Consider the following 20,651-nt stretch of genomic DNA (forward strand, 5'->3'; position numbering starts at 1 on the left):
GGAAGACAGGCCATTGTTGTAGGAACGATTGATTCCGCTGGCTAACCTTCCCCTGCACCTTCGGGGAAGGAAGCAGCGTGAACAGCATCATCGTGGTTCCGGGACCCACCATGTCCCCGGCCGCACAGATCCGCCTGGCACCGGGGCAGACCCTCCGGTTCGGCCGTGAACCCCTTCGGCGCAACGGCACCGGTATCGGTACGGGTATCGGCACCGGCACCGGGAGCGGCCCGCACGCCCTGCACGTCCCGCACGCCGGCGTCTCCCGTTCGGCGGGGGAGATCACCGCCACGGCCACGTACTGGTCGCTCAGCAACTTCTCCCGCTCGGCGACGTACGTGGTGGAGAACCCCGAGGGCGCCGGCGAACACATCAAGATCGCCCCCGGCCGCCTCGACGCACCCGTTCCGTTCGAATTCGCCCGGCTCGTCCTGCCCGCCGGCTCCGAACTGCTCACCCTGGACGTCTGGGCGCCGCGCCACGACTACGCCGACCGCGACGATCCCGGTGAGCCCGACGGGGAGCCGACCGCACTGCCCTTCCCGCTCGACCGCTCCAGCCGGTACTTCCTGGTCCTCACCGCACTCTGCGAGCCGAGGCTGCGCGGCGAACCGCACGCACCCCTGCCCACCGTCGAGCAGGTGGTCGAACGGCTGAAGCCGTCCTGGCCCGCGGCCAACCGCGCCGCCGTGCAGTGGAACATCGACTACCTCGCGGTCAAACTGCGCCTCAAGCCCGGTCCCGACACGGTGGATCCGGGGCCGCGACTGGTCGGCAAGAAGGAGACCCTGGTCTCGCTGGCCCTGCGCTTCGACCTCGTCCGCGAGACGGACCTGGCGGCCCTGCCGGCCGCCCCGACCGGTACCGCCCGCTGACCAGGAGAGCCGGGCCCCCCGGCGCCCTCCGGGTCCCGGCCGGCTACCGCATCGGCCCCTGGGTCGTCGGGCAGCTGCTGGGGGCCGGCGCCTTCGGCAGCGTCTACGCGGCCCTGCGCGCCGTACCGGAACCGGGCCTGCCCGGCCGGGCCGCGCTCAAGGTCCTCGCGACCGGCACCCGCACCCCGCGCCAGCTCCGGCACCTGGTCGAACTCGCCGAGCGCGAGACCGAGGTACTGCGCCGGGTGCGCACGCCCCGGCTGATCCGGCTGTACGAGGTGCTCACGGTCGACGACCCCGGCCGGCCCGAACTCGACGGCGCCACCGTCCTCGTCCTGGAGGAGGCGCAGGGCTCCCTGGACACCCTGCTGGCCGACGGAGTGCCACGGACCGGGCCCGCCCTGCTCGCCCAGGTCTGCGAGGGGCTCGACCAACTGCACCGGGCGGGCTGGGTGCACGGCGACCTCAAGCCGGGCAACGTCCTGCTGATGGCCGACGGCACGGCACGACTGGGCGACTTCAACATGGCCGCGGAGCTGGAGGGCACCCACGCCTACTCCCCGGCCTTCGCCACGCCCGACTACACCCCGCCGGACCTGCTCTGGTCGGAGGTCGGCGAACGCGGTACGAAGATCCGCCCGACGGCCGACATCTGGGCCTTCGGCGTACTGGCCCACGTCGTCCTGACCGGCGCCCTACCGCTGCCCGGCGGCACCCCCGCCGCCCGCCGGGACGCCGCGCTGCGCTACGCCAGGGGCGAGGAGGAGCTGCGGCTGTCGCCGGAACTCCCGGAGCACTGGCGGGACATCGTCCGCGACTGCCTGGCCCGAAGACACGAGGACCGGGCCGCGCACACTGCCGCGTCGCTGCTGAGCCGGGTGGCGGCGGCGGTCGCCGCCCCGTCGCCCGCCCCGCCGACCCCGCCCGTTCCCGTACCGCATCGGCGGCGCCGCGCGCTGATCGCGGCCGGGGCGGTGGCGCTCGCGGCCGGCCTGGGCGCCGTATGGGGTTCGGGCCTGTTCCACTTCGGAGACTCCGCCGGGGTACTGGGGTACGACCGGTGCTGGCGCGGGGCGGTCTGCTTCTTCTCGGAGGAGGACGGCCGGGGCGAGATGTGTTCGTGGGTCGACGGCAGCGCCGACTGGATCGACGGCCCGGCCCCCTGCCCCTGGACGGCCCGCAGCGCGCCCCGCTCGGTCTTCAACAACGGGTTCGACCTCACCGAGGGCGCGACCAAGGTCGACGTCGTCTACTACGGCCAGCCGGCCCAGCAGGAGCCGCTGGGCTGCGTGAAGGTGCGGACGAGGACCAACGTGAGCGGCACGGCCCCGCCGCGCTCCCACGCCTGGGTGCCGAACTGCTGAGGGCCACCAGGAACGGGCGGGCCCGTCTCCCCGCCGCCCGACCGAGCGATTCGAGCCAATCGAGCCGGGTGCTCCAGGCCGTCCTGTGCGCGGGCTGCCTGGTCCTGGTCTTCGCGCTGCCGAAGGTACGGGGTCGGGAGCTCGGCGAGTGACGCGTCCGGCAGGGCTCAGGCCAAGTCCGCCACGAGCAGGTCGAGCGTGGCCTCCTCGTGGAGGGCCATGCCGAGCGCGGTCATGGCGGGGGCGAGGCCCGGATCCCAGTCCGCGGTGGTCGGTGCGCCGGTGAGCGGGTGCTGCGGGACGTTGCGGGCCCGGGTGCGCGCGGCGAGCTGCTCGTAGTCCGCGGCGCCCATCCGCCACGGCTCCGCGCCGTAGCGGTGGACCACGCGGTTGGCCAGGGCGATGCCCGGCCAGTCGAAGTCCCCGTGGTAGGCGAAGCGGCAGCCGGTGGCGGCGAGGGCGTCGAGGAGGGTGAGGACCACGGTCGCGGCACTCCCCGAGGTGCACACGAGGGGTCGTGCGCAGGCGGCGTCGGCCGCGGCCTCCACCACGCGCGGGTTCTCACAGATGCGGATGAGCGTGCCGGCCGGCAGCGAGAGCCGCAGGGCGTGCACGTCGCGCAGGGTGAGGTGGGTCTCCACGTGGTGCACCGCCCGTTCGTACAGGGCGCGTTCCCGCCAGCTTCCGCCGTCGGGGCGCAAGCCGTAGGCGAGCACCGTGCTGGAGACCTCGTCCGGTGTGACGGAGGCGAGCCGCCACACGGCACGGCGTCCGGCCGCGTCGTCGGGGAGCTCGATGTCGTGGGCGAGGGCGATGCCCCGTTGGACGAGGCGCGCCAGCCAGGTCCCGTCGTCCAGGCCGTGGGCGGATCCGGTGGCTTCGGCGGCGAGGTCGCCCCGGCCCCACGCATCGGCCCGCTCGGGACCGAAGAGCAGGACGAGGACCTGGACCGCCTGCTGGAGGGTGCGGACCGCCGTTGCGGGGGGAACACCGCGGGGTACGCCCGCGCGGCGCAGTCCGTCGTACCACCGCCAGGCCCAGTCCTCGTCGCCGAGTCGGCAACCCTCCAGGGACGAGGCGAGCGAGGACCACACCTGATCGCGCTGCGCCAGGGCCTGCGTCCGGACGGCGCGGCGATCGGTGAGCGGCGGTCCGAGTTCCTGGAGCACGTCCTTGAGACCGAGGCCGGCTGCCGAGGAACGCAGCCGGGTGTCGAGCGAGTCGAGCCGCACCGCCGCGACGGCCCCCGTGACCGGCTTGCCGAGCAACAGCGACAGGTCGTTCCTCTCCTGTACCGCCAGTCCGGACAGCCGCACCGAACCGGTGGCCCGGAGGCCGTTGCCCTCCAGGCGCTTGCGCGCCGATTCCCAGAGCCGGACGAGGCCGGGCCCGGCCAGCCAGTCGCGCGTCGCGGCGGGGAGCCGGCTCATACGGACACCAGGCGTCGATGCCGACCGTTCCACGTGTAGTGCAAGGTGGCGACCCCGCGTGCGTGCGGGTCGCGGAGGCACTCGTAGATGTGCAGGGAGGGCACCTCGGGCCAATTGCCCATGAGCCTCTCGCTGGTGAGTACGAAGTCGAGGTCGAGGTCGACGAGGATGCGGCCGAGCCGGCCGTGGGTGGGTTCGTCGACCTTGGCGAAGGCGTCGTCGAGGAGGATCAGCCGGGGAGCGTGCGGCGCTGACTCACCGAGGGTGGTGAAGTGGGCCGCGGCCGCGGCGAAGAGCACGAGGTAGGACAGCACGCGCTGTTCGCCCTGGCTGAGGCCGGTGCGTCCGGTGAGCTTGCGCTTGCGGCCGGGGACGGCGTCCTCGACCACGAAGGTGTAGAAGCGGAACCAGTCGCGGTAGTCCAGCGCGGTGCGCAGGTGGGCGGCGTACCCGGCGGACGGATCGGTCCGGCGGGCTTCCTCGATCCGGCGCTGTAGCACCTCGCGCAGCTGCTCGCCCTGCTCACGGGTGCGCAGGATCGACGGACTGCGCAACAGTTCGACGGCCGCCCGCACGTCGGCGTCGACGTCCTCGTCCAGCTTCCACTGCAGCTCCACGCCGAGCCCGTGTGAGGTCCGTACGGTCTTGAGGGTGTCGTTCAGCGCCGAGACGAGGTTGGCGGCGGTGACGACCTGCGTCGAGAGGTGGTCACCGAGTTCGCCGGTGAGGAAGCGTTGGAACACCTCGCTCTCACGCTCGGTGAGTCGACCGCGCGCTTCGGCGGCCCGAGCAGCAATGCGTTCTCCGACGACGGCGACGTCGTGCGGACCGTGGTCATCGACCAGGCGGCAGACCTTGATCCCGGTGAGTTCCTCGAGCTGCGCGTCGTACCCGCCGGCCAACTGGTCGCGCAGCGCCGTGTGCCCGTTGAGGAGCGTGCTGTCCGAGACCTCCTTCCTCGAAGGGGCGAGGCCGCCCCGTACCGCATCGGCCAGCTCGCGCAGGGACCGGATGCGGTCACGGACGTTCGCGCCGGGGTCGTCCAACAGCAGTGCGGGCAGGGAAGAACGGTCCAGCCCGGCGCCACGGATCACCTCCGGACGACCGACCGCACCGCGCAGGGCGCTTCCCGCGGTGATGACGGCCGTCTGTTGGTCCCGCAGCAGTTCGCTGCTCCGCTTCTCCTCCTCTTCCGCGCGGACCCTCTGGTCGCGGAGCTCTTCGTGCCCCCGTTGGGCTCCCGGCAGTGCCCGGGCGGCGGCGGAGACGCGCTGCTTGGCTTCCTCTTCGCGGGCGAGGACCTCCTCCTCGGAGGAGCCGATGGCTTCCTCGCGGGTGCGCAGGTCCTGCTGGGCCCTGCGCAGTTCACCGAGTCGCAGGCCGTAGCCTTCCGCTGCCTCCAGGCGGTCGCGGTGGGCCCGTGCGTACCTGGTGTGATCGGCCCGGTGCCGGTCCAGCCCGTCGGCGACGCCCCGGATGGCCCGGCACATGCCTCCGATGCCGCCGAGCAGGGTGGCGAGGGCGATCCGTACGCCTCCCAGGGCGCCGGCATCGGTGGGGAGGTCGTGGGCCGTCGCGGTCGCCTCCGCTTCGCTCCGGGCGGCCACGGCCAGGGTGCGCGCCTCCTCGGCCAGGCGGGCCGCCTTCGTCGCCTTGGCGGTCACGGTCCGCAGGTCCTTCTCCCCGGAGTCGAGCTCGTGCCAGGCGCGGGTGAGGGACTGCGGCCGGGGGAAGTCGCGTTCGGCCGACGCCAGGTTCCGGCGGAGGGCGTCGAGCCCGTCGAGTCGTCCGCGGTGGTCGGACAGCAACTCCTCCGTTTCCGCCCGCCGGACTTCCAGTTCGGCGATCTTTCGGCGTCGTGTCTCGGCGCGTACGGCGGCGCCCACGTATTCGGCACCGGCCTTGGCATGGTGGCCGCGGAGGGGACCGAGGCGCCAGCTGCCGTCGTAGTGCACCGAGCTGGTGGCGACGGCTTCCCGGGCCGGGGCGAGGGCGATGGCGGACAGGAGGTGCTGGACCCGTTCGGGGGCGATGCCGCCGTCCGGTGGGGCGGCGGGGCGCAGCGCGGCGGCCAGCGTCGAACCGTCCGGCAGTACGGTCGCGGGCTGGAGCAGAACGTCTCGCGTCAGGGGATCGAGGAGCGTTCCGTCCGCAGTCACCCAGGCGTCCAGGACCCCGCTCGCTTCGAGCGCTGCCTCCAGACCTGCCCGGTCGGTCGGGGACAGCTCGTCGGCGAAGTCCACCAGCCGGTAGAAGGGCGCTCCGGTCCCCGGACCGCGTTCGGCGGAGCGGTGGTGGGGGACCGGCGGCTGCGGATCGGTCCGCCGCTCCCACTCCTCCTGCTCCGCGGTCAGGAGGTCGCGTTCCTCGGTGAGCCGGGCGACGCGCAGCGCGAGGGCGTCGCGCTGTCGGGTCAGTCGCACACCGTACGGCTCCAGCACCGTCAGGGCGGTCCGCTTCGCCTGCCCGTCGATGTCGGGCGGCAGCACGCGCTCCGCGAAGGGGGCCTGCACCGAGGTCTCCCGGGCGAGGGTCGCTCGGACGGGGTCCAACGGAGGGCAGTCCGCGCCGGCCACGGCCCGGACGTGCTCCAGCCAGGCCTCCACCTGACGGACGTAGCCCCCGCTCTCCTCGGCCACCTTTTCCCGATGGCCCTCGAGGCGGCCCGCGGCATCCTCCGCCTCCCCTTCGAGCCGTTCGTGTTCGGCATCCGCAGCAGCCGCCCGCTCCCGTGCCTCCGCCGCCCGTGCCACCAGGCCGACCACCTCTTGGACCCTGCGGGTCCGGTGCTTCACCACCGTGCCGGCGTCCTCCAGCTGTCCTTGCCAGGACCGCAGCGCGGATTCCGTTGCCGCGGCGTCCACGGCGACCACCCGTTGGTGGCGCACGACGTGGACGTCCGCGTCAGGTCCCGTGAGTTCCGCCGTGGAAGCTCCGGCCACGTCCGTTCGGGGTTGGCCGACGGCCTCGCCGAGGTGCCCGGTGGGGAGTCCTGCCCGCTCGGCCTGCACCACGAGCTCGCGGTGATCCGTAGCCAGTTCGCCGAGGCGTTCGCCCAGATGTGCGATGCCCTCGGCCAGGCGGTCTGCCGCGCCCTCTTCCGCGTCGTGCGCCGTGGTGAGCGCGGCGAAGGACGTGCCGGCCGCCGTGCCCAGGGCGCCGACCGTGGTCCGGCGTTCGGACAGCTCTTCCAAACTGCGGTACGCGCTGCTCGCACGCAGGGCGTCGAGTTCGGTCCGGGCGGCCTGCTCCTCCTCGCGCAGCGCGTGCAGCCGTGCGGCGGCCTCGGCTTCGTGTTCCTTCAGGGCGCCCGTCTTCTTCGCAGCCTCTCCGGCCTGTAGGCGTCGCTGACCCAGGGCGTCCAGTTCCCCGTCGACCTGCTGCGCGGTCCTGAGCAGCACTCCGGACAGATAGCCGCGGTAGTCGCCCAGGAAGGTGCGAAGGGCCCGGTCGGTACGCTCCAAGCGGCCGAGCTCCTCCCGGACGGCGTCGAGGTCGTGGAGGTTGCGCGCCACCTTCTCCACCACGTCGTCGTCGAGGCCCGGCAGAGTCTCGCTCAGGAGGGAGGCGAGCCCGCCGGACTCGATCCGGTCCCCGACGGTGGGACGGCGCAGCCGGTGGAGGAGCTGTGTGAGGTTGCGGTACCTCGTTGCATCGGTGATGCCGAACAGCTCGCGGGCGACCCGCGCGCGGTGCTGGACGGAACGGTCCGTGACGTTCTCCGCGCCGACGACCTCCTTGAGGCGGTCGACCGGCAAGGGCCTGCCCGCCTCGACCAGGTGGAAGTCCTCGCCGACCCGCAGCGGGGTGACGAAGAAGACCGGCACGGCCTTCTTCGTCGACTTCGAAGCCCGGATGGCCGCTCCGAGGGTGAGGTACCGGTCATCACCGTCGTCCGTCCTCATGTGGAACTCGACCCACAGGTATCCGAGGCGGTTCGTCTGCTCGAAGCCGTCCAGCATCAGCCAGACCAGGCTCGTTCGGCCCGTACCCGTGGCGTCCAGCGCGCGCGAGTCGCCGTCCAGCAGGTACGGGAGCAACATCTCCAGGGCCTTCGACTTGCCGGCGCCGTTCTTGCCGCGCAGCAGCAACCGTCCGTCGCCGAAGTCGAATTCCTGCTCGTCGTACTGCCAGACGTTGAGGATGGCCGCGCGGTGCAGGCGAAAGCGCGTGCCGGCCGCAGTGGCGGACCGCTGAAGCGGGATGGGGCCGTTCGCGCCCGGGGTCATAGCGGCAGCTCCTGCTGTATGTCGATGCCGGGTGTCGCTCCGGCGGGCCGGCGTTCGGTGACGTGGGTGGCGTAGCGCGCAGCCGCGGCGAGGAGAACCCAGTGGGTGTCGGCGGCGCGGGCGCCCAGCACGTCGGTGACGGAGCGGCCCTCCGGGACCGTGTCCGCGTACCCCTCGGGCAGCCCCTGACCCGTGGAGCGGAGCGGGCCGGCGGGAGCCACCATCCGCATCCGGCTCAGCAGGTCCAAAACCGCCTTCCGCAGCGAGGCGGGGTCCTCCAGGTAGTCGCGCTGCCAGGTGCCGCGCTGCCCGTACTCGGTGATGAGCTCGGCCAGCAGCTCGTCCACCAGGCCGTCCGCAACGGCGACCCCGATGACGAGTCGCCCTCCTGTTGCCGGGTGTCCCGGCTCGGCAGGCCGCAGTCGTTCCACGAGGCGCTCCACCAGGAGGAGCGAGGCCTGGGCGACGGTTCCGGTGCCGGGCAGGTGCACGTCCGTGAGCTCCTCCTCGGGGTCCACCAGCGCCACGCCCTCGCCGCGGATCTCGGCCTCGAGTCCCAGGAGCTCGGAGAACGCCTGGGACTCGCGGCGTTGTCTGGTCCGCAGCCAGTCCCGCTCGGCATCGGTCAGCTCGTCCAGGTACACGACGGGCGTTTCCACGAGTATCCGGCGCACGTAGGTGCGGGGACCGCCGAACCCGGGGTCGGCAGCCCGCCTCACCAGGTCCGCCCCGTCCAGGCTCTGCGCGAGCGGACCGGCAACGATGATCCGGGCGACCTCGCGGTCCACCGTGATCAGGGCCTCGCCGCCTTCGTCCTGCACGAGCGAGCCCACACTGCCGTGGGTTTCCGTCAGGACCCCCCAGTCGATCAACTGGCGTAGGGCGGCGATCAGGGTCCGCTTCTCCACGGCCCGGCCCGTCTCCTCCAGCTCGATGCCCGCGTCGGCCGCTGCGGCCCTGATGTCAGCGACCAGCTGGGAAAGCAGCATCTGCTCCGGGGCCGTCACCAGCACGGAGAGCGCGAGCGCGAGACAGGAATAGGTGCGCGGAGTGAAGGCGGCACCGGTGGACCGCTCCAGCCGGTGCCCTGCGCCGGCGCCCAACCCGGCCTTGAACAGCCGGGCGTAGGAGGTGTCGACCAGGAGCCGGTAGCCGAGCACCTGCTGGAACCGTTTGCCCAGCCAGTCGGCGTGCCGTCGGATCAGGGGGAACAGGTCCGCGTGGGGGCCGACCGACGTCACCAGGGGGTGGGCGAGGAGCAGCCGCCCGGCGGCGCGGCGTTCGGTGGCCAGAGCCACGTCGTGTGCCGAGGGGAGCGTCACGACACGCTCACCTCGGCTTCGGCTTCGGCTTCGGCTCCGAGTGTGGCCTCGGCCGCGCGTCCGATCTCCAGCTCCAAGTCGTCCAGTACGAGGTCCCCGTCGGCGGAGTGCAGCACCGTCCCCGCACCCGAGGAGCGACGTACGGTGAGTTGGATCCCGAGCTCGGCGTCCGCGCTCTGCGCGGACTCCAGGCCGAACTCCGGCGCCGCCCCGTCCAGGTCTCCCGCCCCCGCCCCCGCCTCCGCTCCCGGTCCCGTGCGCCGCAGCCGGGCGTTCCCCAGTGCGGTCGCCAGCAGTTCCAGCAGCAGCCCGAGGGCGGCGGAGCTGAGGCGTACGTCGGCGAAGCGACCGGCCGCGCTGCGCAGTTCGTCCGCGGCCGCCCTTCTGGACTCGGCCTGTGCGCGGGCGGCTTCCTGGAGGTGCCGCTTCTGCGCCGAGTGGTCCTCCATGGCCGATGCCCGGCCCCGCTGCGCGCGACTGCCCCGCTCGCGCAGCGCCACCGGAACCTCGACCACCGGGCCGTTCCACCAACTGGTGTAGGCGGGAACCGCCTCGTCAGAGGCCGGCGGGACCCCCAGGTGGCGGGCGCCGTAGAGGCCGAAGGCAGCGACCGCGATGTCGTGCGCGTCCTCCGGAGCCGCCTCGTCGAACCATCGGGCGAGCCGCAGGAGGTCCTTGCGCCGCGACAGCTCCCCCGAGGCCGAGCGCAGCATCCGCTTGGCGTTGGTCAGCAAGGACTGCAGCGCGCGCATGGTCGCGTCACGGAGCTGATCGACCTGGCTGGCCTGCCCGTCGACGTCGGTGAACCAGCCGCGCAGCCCCTCCCAGTCGGCCTTCTCCCGGCCCCGACTGCGCTGTACCCGGACCTCGGGCTGGCCGCCGGTGCCCGGAACCCCCGACAGACCGCGGGCGTGGGCGTCGAGGCGCTCCAGGAGGCCGGGGAGGTGCGGCCACAGCAGCTCGAGCACCGATGCGATGCGGGGAGCGCGGAAGGCCACGTCCTCCCTGATCGCCTCGACGTAGTCGAGCAGCAGTTCCTTGAAGCCCTGGTACTCGGCGCTGTCCAGGTCGTAGCGCGCCAGCACCTGCCCGAGGTAGGCGTAGAAGTCCCGCACGGAGTCGGCGAACTCGGTGAACTGGACGAACAGCGTGCTGACGCGTTCCAGCGCGTCCTGCGGCTCCGCCCCTCCGGGCCGTTGGACCGCGTCGTTCAGTTCGCGCAGTCCCCGCTCGACCAGCGCCAGCAGCTCACTGCTGACTTCGCGTGCTGCGTCCGCCCCGGCGAGGACCTCGTCGGCGTCCCGCTGGATCCGCTCGCCCAGCTTCGACAACTGGTAGCGGGACCGGGACCGTTGGTACTCGGTGATGCTCGACGCCTTCACCGAGTGACTGCTCCGCAGCAGGGCGCCCCAGTGCACCAGCCGTTCCAGCCGGGCGGTGAGCGTCTCGGCGTCCAGCGCGACCGTCGGCCCACCGGACTCCGCCAGCTTCGCCAGTACGTCCGGCACGGCGAGGTCGGCGAGGAGCGTGCTGCAGAAGACCCGCATCACGGCGACGTACTCCAGCCGCTCCGGCGCACTGAGGTACGCGTAGGCGTTCAGCCGTTGCCACGTGTCGTCACGTTGGGTTTCCGGTAATGACTGCTGTGCAGGTGCCCCCATGCCGTCGAGGTTACGCAGTGATACGGGCCCCTTGCGTGGAATTCGACGATCTTCCCTCCGCCGCCGGGCGCGTTGAAGATGTCGTCCACCAGGCGCTCGGCGATCCGTATCGAACGGGGTGAGCAGGTCACGCAGCCCTCCGCGGCGAGGCCGTACCTTCGGCCTTGACCTCGTCGGAGTTCGTCATGGCCCTGCTCCTCGTGCCGACGGTGACCACGATGCTCGGCGCGAAGGCCTGGTGGCCCGGGCGCCGTAGTGCACCCCGGTGCCGAGCTCGGCAGTGCTGACGAGCAGAGAGAACCGGCGATGGCCACCGGGTCCGCGGTCAAGTAACAGCAGGGGCCGCGCGTTTCCCCCGTGCAGGCACCGGGGAAACGCGCGACCTCGGGCTGCCCCGGGGAAGGGCAGGTCCGCTCAAGAGCAGCCGCGGACCGAGTTCCATCCGATGAAGGTGTGCCGCAGCGTGATGTCGAAGGTGCAGGAGGCGGTCCCGTCGCCGTTCAGCCGCACGGTCGTGTCGTGCGTGTTCGCATACCAGTTCCCGCTGATGTCGAAGATTCCGCGGTAGCCGAATTCCGCGTGGGCCGTCACGACGGCACCGGATTCCTGCTCGCTCTTGTGAGACGTCGTCAGTGACCATCCTGCGTTCCACGGCTCGCGGTTGGCCGCGTGGCTCACTTCGGTCACGGGGTTGGTGACCTGACCGTTGACGGTGTCCCAGGTGGACGTCGTGTAGAGGGCCGTCATGCGGATCTTGCAGCAGTCGTACATCTCCGACCAGCTGCGCACCTGGCGCCCCGTGGGCGCGTCGGCGCCCGCCACCGCGAGGGAACGGGCCCGGTCCGCAGGTACGACGGGGACGAACCGCACCTGCCCCAGGACGGGAGCACAGTCCGCGCCGATGCTCACGTCCTGCTGTGCGGACATCCCGGGCGGCGGTACGGGCAGGGTGCCCGGCAGCTTGACGTCGGTGCAGGTGGTGCCCTGCTGCCCGGTCCCGGTCCCGGTCCCGGAAGCGGCCGCCGGCGCTACGGTTCCGGCCAGCACGGCCATGGCCGCGGCGGCGGCCGCGAAGAGCATTCTGTTCTTGTGCAAGGTCCCGTTCCCTCTCGGTGAGTTCGCTGGGGAACGTAACAGGGTGGGGATTCCGTGTAGTTGATCTTTCCGTGCCTGGCAGGAAGATGACATGTCACCCCGCCGCGACCAGCCGATGGCATCTTCCTGCCAAGCAGTGGTGGCGCCGATCGGCCGGCCGGGCCAGTGGCCATGGTTCAGGCGGTACGTCATGGACGCCGCCGTCGCCCGGCACGGCGTACCGAGTGTGAACGCCCGCTGGGGCGAGCGGCTCGCGGTGCAGGTGGGCGATCTCCTCCTGGCCGAGGCCGCCCGGCTCGCCGCCGACCCCCGGTGCGGGTGAGGACCCCATCGGCCACTGCCTCCGGGTCATATCCGGCAAGACCGCGGCCCTGCTTTCCATGTCGCTGCGGATCGGAGCCCAGCAGGCGGGCGCCCCGAGCAGGTGGCACGGGCGTTGGAGGAGTACGCCGAACAACTGGGCTTCGCCTTCCAGGTGGCGGACGATCAAGGACATCACCGCAGGCGTGGCCAGCCTTGGAACGGGCCCGAGCGGCCCTGCTGGACCTCCCGTCCCGCCCGGCGCTCCAGGCGCTCAACGCACTCTGTGATTTCGTGGCCGCCCAGGCCGGCTGATGCGGGGCCTCCCGCACCATCGCCCCCCGACGGTGAACCGAGCCTCAGTCCTCTGTCGGGGGCAGCAGGTGGGAGCAGGTCGAGCGGGCCACGAACGCGATGCCGTCGTAGTCCGCGGCCGGGACGAGCGGGGCCGTGTTGAAGCGGTAGGAGAACCGTTGGACGTTGGCGCCGAAGCTGCGCTGTGCGTGCGGGGCGTGTAGCCAGGGCGCGGCTCCGGCGGGTGAAACCGCGGCGCGGAGGTCCGCGTAGTAGTCGCCGGGCACGGCGTCCGCGAGCCACGCCTCCACGGAGCGGAAGCCGGCGCCGATGCGGTGGCGCGCCGGCGGGCCCTGAAGGTCGTTGCCCCGGCGGGCCAGGAAGGAACCCTTGCCGAACAGGAGGGCCAGCGCGTAGTAGGCGTCGCCGTACCGTTCGCGGAGTCCGCTACCGAGGGCCGGCACCTGTTCCCCGTACGTGCCCTTCGCGATGTGCCCGTTGTGCGCCCAGACGATGACGCGCGCCCCGGGGTCGTCGTCCACGAGCCGTGCGACGGCCTCGGCCATGTAGCGGTCACGCGCGGCGTACACGCCGTCCTCGCCGGCCGGGGCGACGAAGGGGCGGGTCACCAGGTCGGCGGCGCGGACCAGGATCCGCGCGTGTTCCAGGGCCTCGTCGGCGCCGTCGCCGGGACCCGACCGCTCGACGCGGTCCGCGACGAGGCGGGCGATCTCCTCGGCGCGCCGCATCAGGGCCTTGTCCGGGTCCGGAAGCGAGCCCGGGCGGGCCCGGGCCAGTACGTCCACGGCGCGGACGCGCCCGGCCTGATCGGGCGCCGTCCGGCGCAGGAAGGCGGCGACGGCCTCGACCGAGTCGGCGCAGAGTTGGGGGTCCGTTCCCACGAAGCGGGTCCGGCGCTCTTCGGGCAAGTCGCGGTTGTGGGCGCGCAGCCACTCGACGAGGTCGACCATCTCGCGGGTGCGCAAGGTCCAGAAGCCCAGCCGGGCGACGAGCCGTTCGGGGGTGCCCGTGCCGTAGCGGACGTACGCGTCGAGCGCACGCGCGGCGGACTGGCTGGCCTCCATGGCGAAGGTGGTGAACCCCTCCTCGCGGACCAGGAACTCCACGATGCGGTGCTTCAGCCGGAAGAACTCGCTCGTGCCGTGGGTGGATTCGCCCAAACCGACGATCCGCGTCCCCCGCAGCGCCTCGCCCAGGGGTTTCAGGTCCTCCACGGGCGCGCCGGGAGTCAGGGTGCTCAAGGGGTGGGCGTGTTCCTTCAGCCATCGGACCATGTCGTTGGGCACCGTGTTGCCTCTCCGTTCATGGGTCGGTTCGTCGCCTCCCGGCAGGCCGCGAGAGGATCTCCTGGAGGTCCGTACGGCGTCCGGTCGGCCATGATCGGAATACACGCCCGCGACGTCGCCGACAACTTCATTTGCCCCCGTCCGACCGTATTCGGTCAGCCGTGCGGTGATGTTCCCGGGCGGCCCGACCCGGCCGCGCCCCTCGCTACCCGGGGTCGGGCAGGGGTTCCGGTCCGCTTCGGGGGTGGGGCCGGGGTTGCGGACGGAAGCTGTCCGCAAGGGGGACTAGTTTGCTGTCATGGCTTCCAGGACGACACACCCCGTACTCGGCACCCGCGCTCTGAACCGTGCCACGCTCGCCCGCCAACTGCTGCTGAGCCGTGCCGAGATGTCCGCGGGGGACGCCGTCGCGCACCTGCTCGGGCTCCAGGCGCAGAACGTGAAGCCGCCCTACTTCCAGCTGCACGCCCGGCTCGCCGGCTTCCGGCCCGCCGAGCTGGCCGGGCTCATGGAGTCCCGCGAGGTCGTCCGGATGGTCACCATGCGGTCGACGATCCACACGCACACCGCCCACGACGCCCTGACCCTGAGGCCCCTCGTCCAGCCCGCCCGCGACCGCGAGGTCACCTACTTCCGCAAGGGGCTGGCGGGGGTGGATCTGGACCGGCTCGCGCAGCGCGCCCGCGCCTTCGTCGAGAGCGAGCCCCGCACCATGGGCGAGATCCGCGAGGAACTGCTCGAGGAATGGCCCGAAGCCGACCCGCAGTCCCTGTCCGTCGCCGCCCGCTGCCGGTTGCCGCTGGTCCAGGTCACCCCCCGTGGGGTGTGGGGGCGCAGCGGCCAGGTCCGGCTGACCACCGTCGAGACCTGGCTCGGCAAGCCCTCCGGTTCGGCGCAGCCCGTGGACGAGGTCGTGCTGCGCTACCTCGCGGCCTTCGGGCCCGCCTCCGTCAAGGACATGCAGACCTGGGCGGGACTGACCCGGCTGCGCGAGGCGTTCGAGCGGCTGCGCCCGGGCCTCCTCGTCTTCCAGGACGAGAACGGCGTGGAGCTCTTCGACCTCCCGGACGCCCCCCGCCCCGACGCGGACGTCCCGGCCCCGCCCCGCTTCCTCCCGGAGTTCGACAACCTCCTGCTGTCGCACGCCGACCGCGCCCGCGTGGTCGCCCCCGAGATCAAGGGGCGCACGTGGACCGGGAACCAGGCCCACTGCACCCTGCTCGTGGACGGCTTCCTCGCCGGCCTGTGGAAGCTGGAAGGGCAGGTGCTCACCGTCGAGCTGTTCGGTCCGGTCCGGAAGGGGGCGAAGGAGGAGATCGTCGCCGAAGGGGAGCTGATGGTGGAAGGGATGACGGAAGGGACGGCGGACGGGACGGCGGGAGGGCGCGCCGACGGGGGCGGTGGTGCGGCCGTACGGTTCGGGGCGATCAACCCCTGACACGGGCCCCCGGTCGGCCCCGGGCCGTCCCGGGCGGTCAACTCACGGCTGACGCCGCACTGGTGGTCCGTACGGCGAAGGCGGCACGATGCCCGTCATGACGACCGAGAGCACGCAGGACGACGCCACCGCCCGTTTCCTGGCCGCCCGGGACTTCCTACTGGAACGCCGCGGCGACTACGCGGCCGCCCACGCCGGATTCACCTGGCCCCGCCCCCACCGCTTCAACTGGGCCCTGGACTGGTTCGACCACATCGCCGCCGGGAACGACGCCGACGCCCTGCGCATCGTCGAGGAGGACGGCACCAGCCGGGGCCTCACCTTCGCGGAACTCGCCGTACGGTCGGGCGCCGTCGCCAACTGGCTCCGCGAACAGGGCGTCGCGCCCGGCGACCGGATCCTGGTCATGCTCGGCAACCAGCGCGAGCTGTGGGAAGTGATGCTCGGCGCGATGAAGCTGCGCGCCGTCGTCATCCCGGCCACCCCGCTGCTCGGCCCGGCCGACCTGCGCGACCGGGTCGAACGCGGCCAGGTGCGCCACGTCATCGCGCGCGCCCTGGACACGGCGAAGTTCGACGAGGTGCCGGGCGGCTACACCCGGATCGCCGTCGGGGAGCAGGTCCCCGACGGCTGGGTGAGGTTGGCGGACATGGCGGCCGCCAAGGGCGACTTCACGCCGGACGGCGAGACCCTCGCCACCGACCCGCTCATGCTCTACTTCACCTCCGGCACCACCGACCGCCCCAAGCTCGTCGAGCACACGCACGCCTCGTACCCCATCGGGCACCTCTCCACCATGTACTGGCTCGGGCTGCGCCCCGGCGACGTGCACCTCAACATCGCCTCGCCCGGCTGGGCCAAGCACGCCTGGTCCAACCTCTTCGCCCCGTGGAACGCCGGTGCGACCGTCTTCGTCCACAACTACACCCGCTTCGACGCCGAGCGACTGATGGCCGAGATGGACCGGCACGGCGTGACCACCTTCTGCGCCCCGCCCACCGTGTGGCGGATGCTGATCCAGTCCGACCTCACCAAGCTGGCCCGGCCCCCGCGCGAGGCCGTCGCCGCCGGGGAGCCGCTCAACCCGGAGGTCATCGAGCGGGTCCGCGCCGCCTGGGGCGTCACGATCCGCGACGGCTTCGGCCAGACCGAGACCACGCTCCAGGTCGGGAACTTCCCCGGGGTGCCCGTCAAGCCCGGTTCCATGGGCCGGCCGGCACCCGGCTACGAGATCGTCCTGCTGGACCCGGTCACCGGCAAGGAGTCCCCCGACGAGGGCGAGCTCTGCGTGGACCTGCGCACCCGGCCGGCCGGGGTGACGACCGGCTACCGCGACGATCCGCAGCGCACGGCCGAGGCCATGGCGGACGGGCTCTACCGCACCGGCGACATCGCCGCGCGCGACGCCGACGGGTACCTCACCTACGTCGGGCGTTCCGACGACGTGTTCAAGGCCTCGGACTACAAGATCAGCCCGTTCGAGCTGGAGAGCGCCCTGCTGGAGCACGAGGCGGTGGCCGAGGCCGCCGTCGTTCCGGCCCCGGACGCGCTGCGGCTGGCGGTCCCGAAGGCGTACGTCACCCTCGCGGGCGGCTGGGAGCCCGGGCCGGAGACGGCCCGGGTGCTGTTCGAGCACTCCCGCGCGGTGCTGTCCCCGTACAAGCGGATCCGCCGCATCGAGTTCGCCGAGCTCCCCAAGACCGTGTCCGGCAAGATCCGCCGGGTGGAGCTGCGGGAGCTCACTGCGGCCGGGTCGGCGGGGGAGTACGACGAGGCGGACCTGGACTGAGCCGACCCGGAGCGAGCGGAGCGCGTACGGGCTGCTGCGGTCGCGCAGCAGCCCGTACGGGAGTACCCAGGCAGGGCGCGCGCGTGCTACGCGGGCAGGTGCGCCTCGATCGCGGCGATGACCTCGGGGGCCTCGGGCTCGGTGCGCGGGCGGAAGCGCGCCACGACCTCGCCGGCCGGGGAGATCAGGAACTTCTCGAAGTTCCACTGGACGTCCCCGGCCTCGCCGTCCGCGTCCGGGGTCTTCACCAGCTCCGTGTAGAGGGGGTGCCGGTTCTCGCCGTTGACCTCGGACTTCTCCAGGATCGGGAAGGTGACGCCGAAGCCGGTGGCGCAGAAGGTCTGGATGTCCTCGGCGTTGCCGGGCTCCTGCTCGCCGAACTGGTTGCAGGGCACGCCGATGACCGTGAAGCCCTTCTCCTCGTACGCGAACTGCAGGCGGGCCAGTCCCGAGTACTGAGGGGTGAGCCCGCACTGCGAGGCGGTGTTCACGAGGAGGATCGCCTTGCCCTTGTGGGCGGCGAGGCTGGTGGGCTCGTCGGACAGCGTGGTCAGCGGGATGTCGTACAGGCTCATCGGGCTCTCCTGGGCAGGCAGTAGGCAATGCCTACGAGCTTAGGGGGTAGCTCCTCGATCCTGCCGGGTCCACCCGTTCCCGGAGGGCCTACGCGTCCGGGCCGACCAGCGCGTCCGCCGGATCGTTGACCGGCTGTGGCATGCCCGTCAGGTCCATGACGAAGAGCGGTATCCCGAGATCGTCCGCGCGGGCCCGGGCCTCCTCCGTGTATCCCGCGAGCGCGAAGTAGACGCTGGTCGCGGACGCCGTGAGCCCGTTCAGCCAGATGCACTCCACCGCCCGCAGCCCGGCCGGCGCCGTGGTCGGGTCCACCTGGGCGACCAGGCCCGGAGCCCGTAGGTCCACGGTCGCCGCCGGGATCGGGCGCCCGTCGGGCTGCCGTACGTCGCGGAAGCCGAGCCAGCGCAGGTACAGCGCGGCCGTGGCCACCGCGTCGCGGGCCGTACGGATGGTCACCGGCCGGAACGCGGGCCGCGGCACCGGTGGGGCCGGCGGCGGCGGGATGTGCGCCGGGCGCCGGCCCGTGGCTCCGCCCGTGACTCCGTCGGCGGGCCCGTTGGCAGGCCCGCCCGAATCCGGCCGGGCGGCCGCCGTGGGCGCGCCCGCCGGATCCGCCCGGGTCCCCGTCTCCTCCGGCGGGTGGACCGCAATGAGCACCACCGTCCCGCACGAGCCGCAGCCCAGCTCGGGATGCGGCCACTCGCTCTCCCGCCCGCACGTCGTGCAGCGCACCGTCACCCAGGTGTCCGACCAGGTCCGATGGGTCAGTGGAACCGGCGGCGCCGCCAGGTCCAGCGGGGGATGGACCGGACTTCCGCAGGCGCAGGGGAAGACCGGGGCGGTGTAGCCGTTCTCGCGCAGGCACGCCGGGCAGCGCATTGGTACCGCTTCCGCCATGAGACCTGGACCCCCTCCGTCGCTGTGCGTAGGTCCATGCTCCACCACCGGCGACCGCCGGGGGGAGGTCGCGCGCCTTTTCCGGGGGATTCCCGCCGGCGCATCAGTGATTTGTACAAGTCGCCGACCGAGATGCGGCTTTTGGTGGCTTCCGGGGTCCCCCACCGCCTTGACGCCGCAGGAGTCGCCGCTTAGCTTGTTCCGTATAGCAGAACAAAACTTCCGGATTACGGAAAAGCCTGACCGCCAGACCCGCAGGAGAACTCGATGCCTCGTATGACAGCCGCCGCCGCTGCAGTGGAGATCCTCAAGCTCGAGGGTGTCGAACAAGCGTTCGGTGTCCCCGGTGCTGCGATCAACCCGTTCTACCGAGAGCTCAAGAACGTGGGCGGCATCGCGCACACGCTGGCCCGGCACGTCGAGGGCGCGTCGCACATGGCCGAGGGCTACACCCGCGCCAAGGCGGGCAACATCGGTGTCTGCATCGGCACGTCGGGTCCGGCCGGTACCGACATGATCACCGGCCTGTACTCGGCCATCGCGGACTCGATCCCGATCCTGTGCATCACCGGTCAGGCCCCGGTCTCCAAGCTCCACAAGGAGGACTTCCAGGCCGTCGACATCGCCTCGATCGCGAAGCCGGTCACCAAGAAGGCCACGACCGTCCTGGAGGCCGCGCAGGTCCCCGGCGTGTTCCAGGAGGCCTTCCACCTGATGCGCTCCGGCCGTCCGGGCCCGGTCCTCATCGACCTCCCGATCGACGTCCAGCTGACCGAGATCGAGTTCGACCCGGCCACCTACGCGCCGCTGCCGGTCTACAAGCCGCGGGCCACCCGCGCACAGGCCGCCAAGGCCCTGCAGTTCCTGCTGGAGTCGGAGCGCCCGCTGATCGTCGCCGGCGGCGGCATCATCAACGCCGACGCGTCCGACCTGCTGGTCGAGTTCGCCGAGCTGGTGAACGTCCCCGTCATCTCCACCCTGATGGGCTGGGGCACCATCCCGGACGACCACGAGCTGGCCGCCGGCATGGTCGGCGTCCAGACCGCGCACCGCTACGGCAACGCGACGTTCCTGGAGTCGGACTTCGTCTTCGGCATCGGCAACCGCTGGGCCAACCGTCACACCGGCTACAACCTGGACGCCTACACCAAGGGCCGCACGTTCGTCCACGTCGACATCGAGCCCACGCAGCTCGGCAAGATCTTCGCCCCGGACTTCGGCATCGCCTCCGACGCCAAGGCCGCGCTGGAGCTCTTCATCGAGATCGCCAAGGAGCTCAAGGCCGAGGGCAAGCTGCCGGACTTCTCCGCCTGGGCCGCGTCGGCGCAGGACCGCAAGGCGACCCTGCAGCGCCGTACGCACTTCGACAACATCCCCCTGAAGCCGCAGCGCGTCTACGAGGAGATGAACAAGGCGTTCGGTCCCGAGACCCGCTACGTCACCACCATCGGCCTCTCCCAGATCGCGGCGGCGCAGTTCCTGCACGTCTACCGCCCGCGCAACTGGATCAACTGCGGCCAGGCCGGCCCGCTCGGCTGGACCATCCCGGCCGCCATCGGTGCCGCCACCGCGGAGCCGCAGACCCCGATCGTCGCGCTGTCCGGCGACTACGACTTCCAGTTCATGATCGAGGAGCTGGCGGTCGCCGCCCAGCACAAGGTCCCCTACGTCCACGTCCTCGTGAACAACGCCTACCTGGGTCTGATCCGTCAGGCGCAGGGCGGCCTGGGCATCAACTTCGAGGTCAACCTCGAGTTCGAGAACGTCAACACCCCCGAGCTGGGCGTCTACGGCGTCGACCACGTCAAGGTCGCCGAGGGCCTGGGCGTCAAGGCCATCCGCGTCACCGACCCGGACAAGCTGGGCGAGGCCTTCGAGGAGGCCAAGAAGCTCGCCCAGGAGTTCCAGGTCCCGGTCGTCGTCGAGGCCATCCTGGAGCGCATCACCAACATCGCGATGAGCAAGACGGTCGACATGAGCGACGTCACCGAGTTCGAAGAGCTCGCGACGGAGCCGGGCCACGCCCCGACCGCGATCAAGGCCCTGCAGGTCTGATCCACCCCCGCACCACCCG

14 protein-coding genes are annotated in these 20,651 nt (G+C 72.0%); 6 read left to right on the forward strand and 8 right to left on the reverse strand.

What is annotated here, in order from left to right; all coding sequences use genetic code 11:
• Positions 1-77 precede the first annotated feature (77 nt).
• Both OG594_RS34225 and OG594_RS34230 read left to right on the forward strand, forming a co-directional pair.
• Entirely contained in the window at positions 78-875 is a 798-nt protein-coding gene (locus OG594_RS34225; protein ID WP_266606259.1) for an FHA domain-containing protein, read from the forward strand.
• A complete protein-coding gene (locus OG594_RS34230) occupies positions 872-2,239 on the forward strand; it encodes a serine/threonine-protein kinase (protein ID WP_266606686.1) in 1,368 nt (455 codons plus the stop codon). The genes OG594_RS34225 and OG594_RS34230 overlap by 4 nt, the downstream gene beginning before the upstream one ends.
• Positions 2,240-2,406: 167 nt before the next feature.
• Here OG594_RS34230 and OG594_RS34235 read toward each other — a convergent pair whose 3' ends face one another.
• From OG594_RS34235 to OG594_RS34255, 5 genes are all read right to left on the reverse strand, one after another.
• Complete coding sequence (locus OG594_RS34235; protein WP_266606260.1) at positions 2,407-3,669, reverse strand: TIGR02679 family protein; 1,263 nt, start codon at positions 3,667-3,669, stop codon at positions 2,407-2,409.
• Positions 3,666-7,898: a TIGR02680 family protein gene (locus tag OG594_RS34240; RefSeq protein ID WP_266606261.1), complete on the reverse strand. Its 4,233-nt coding sequence runs from the start codon at positions 7,896-7,898 to the stop codon at positions 3,666-3,668. The genes OG594_RS34235 and OG594_RS34240 overlap by 4 nt, the downstream gene beginning before the upstream one ends.
• The gene (locus OG594_RS34245) at positions 7,895-9,220 is read right to left on the reverse strand and encodes a TIGR02678 family protein (RefSeq protein ID WP_266606262.1); all 1,326 of its coding nucleotides are present in this window, start codon (positions 9,218-9,220) and stop codon (positions 7,895-7,897) included. Before OG594_RS34245 ends, OG594_RS34240 begins: the two co-directional genes overlap by 4 nt.
• Positions 9,217-10,881 (reverse strand): TIGR02677 family protein, encoded by a 1,665-nt coding sequence (locus OG594_RS34250; RefSeq protein ID WP_266606263.1) that lies wholly within the window; start codon positions 10,879-10,881, stop codon positions 9,217-9,219. Before OG594_RS34250 ends, OG594_RS34245 begins: the two co-directional genes overlap by 4 nt.
• Positions 10,882-11,295: 414 nt before the next feature.
• Complete coding sequence (locus OG594_RS34255; RefSeq protein WP_266606264.1) at positions 11,296-11,976, reverse strand: hypothetical protein; 681 nt, start codon at positions 11,974-11,976, stop codon at positions 11,296-11,298.
• Between the two features lie 190 nt (positions 11,977-12,166).
• Here OG594_RS34255 and OG594_RS34260 point away from each other — a divergent pair, with 190 nt between their 5' ends.
• Complete coding sequence (locus tag OG594_RS34260; RefSeq protein WP_266606265.1) at positions 12,167-12,298, forward strand: polyprenyl synthetase family protein; 132 nt, start codon at positions 12,167-12,169, stop codon at positions 12,296-12,298.
• Positions 12,299-12,635: 337 nt separating this feature from the next.
• On the opposite strand, the gene OG594_RS34265 is transcribed toward OG594_RS34260, so the two are convergent.
• Positions 12,636-13,832 (reverse strand): erythromycin esterase family protein, encoded by a 1,197-nt coding sequence (locus OG594_RS34265; RefSeq protein ID WP_323185375.1) that lies wholly within the window; start codon positions 13,830-13,832, stop codon positions 12,636-12,638.
• A 343-nt stretch (positions 13,833-14,175) separates the two neighbouring features.
• Here OG594_RS34265 and OG594_RS34270 point away from each other — a divergent pair, with 343 nt between their 5' ends.
• Both OG594_RS34270 and OG594_RS34275 read left to right on the forward strand, forming a co-directional pair.
• Complete coding sequence (locus OG594_RS34270; protein WP_266606267.1) at positions 14,176-15,315, forward strand: winged helix DNA-binding domain-containing protein; 1,140 nt, start codon at positions 14,176-14,178, stop codon at positions 15,313-15,315.
• An 88-nt stretch (positions 15,316-15,403) separates the two neighbouring features.
• Positions 15,404-17,104 (forward strand): AMP-binding protein, encoded by a 1,701-nt coding sequence (locus OG594_RS34275; protein WP_323185376.1) that lies wholly within the window; start codon positions 15,404-15,406, stop codon positions 17,102-17,104.
• An 86-nt stretch (positions 17,105-17,190) separates the two neighbouring features.
• On the opposite strand, the gene OG594_RS34280 is transcribed toward OG594_RS34275, so the two are convergent.
• Both OG594_RS34280 and OG594_RS34285 read right to left on the reverse strand, forming a co-directional pair.
• Positions 17,191-17,679: a glutathione peroxidase gene (locus OG594_RS34280; RefSeq protein WP_266606270.1), complete on the reverse strand. Its 489-nt coding sequence runs from the start codon at positions 17,677-17,679 to the stop codon at positions 17,191-17,193.
• 88 nt (positions 17,680-17,767) lie between these two features.
• Positions 17,768-18,559, reverse strand: a complete 792-nt coding sequence (locus tag OG594_RS34285) for a hypothetical protein (RefSeq protein ID WP_266606271.1) — start codon at positions 18,557-18,559, stop codon at positions 17,768-17,770.
• Positions 18,560-18,844: 285 nt separating this feature from the next.
• On the opposite strand from OG594_RS34285, the gene gcl reads away from it, so the two are divergent.
• The gene (gcl, locus tag OG594_RS34290) at positions 18,845-20,632 is read left to right on the forward strand and encodes a glyoxylate carboligase (protein ID WP_266606272.1); all 1,788 of its coding nucleotides are present in this window, start codon (positions 18,845-18,847) and stop codon (positions 20,630-20,632) included.
• Positions 20,633-20,651 lie beyond the last annotated feature (19 nt).

This window comes from Streptomyces sp. NBC_01214, from assembly GCF_026340975.1.
Lineage (GTDB): Bacteria > Actinomycetota > Actinomycetes > Streptomycetales > Streptomycetaceae > Streptomyces.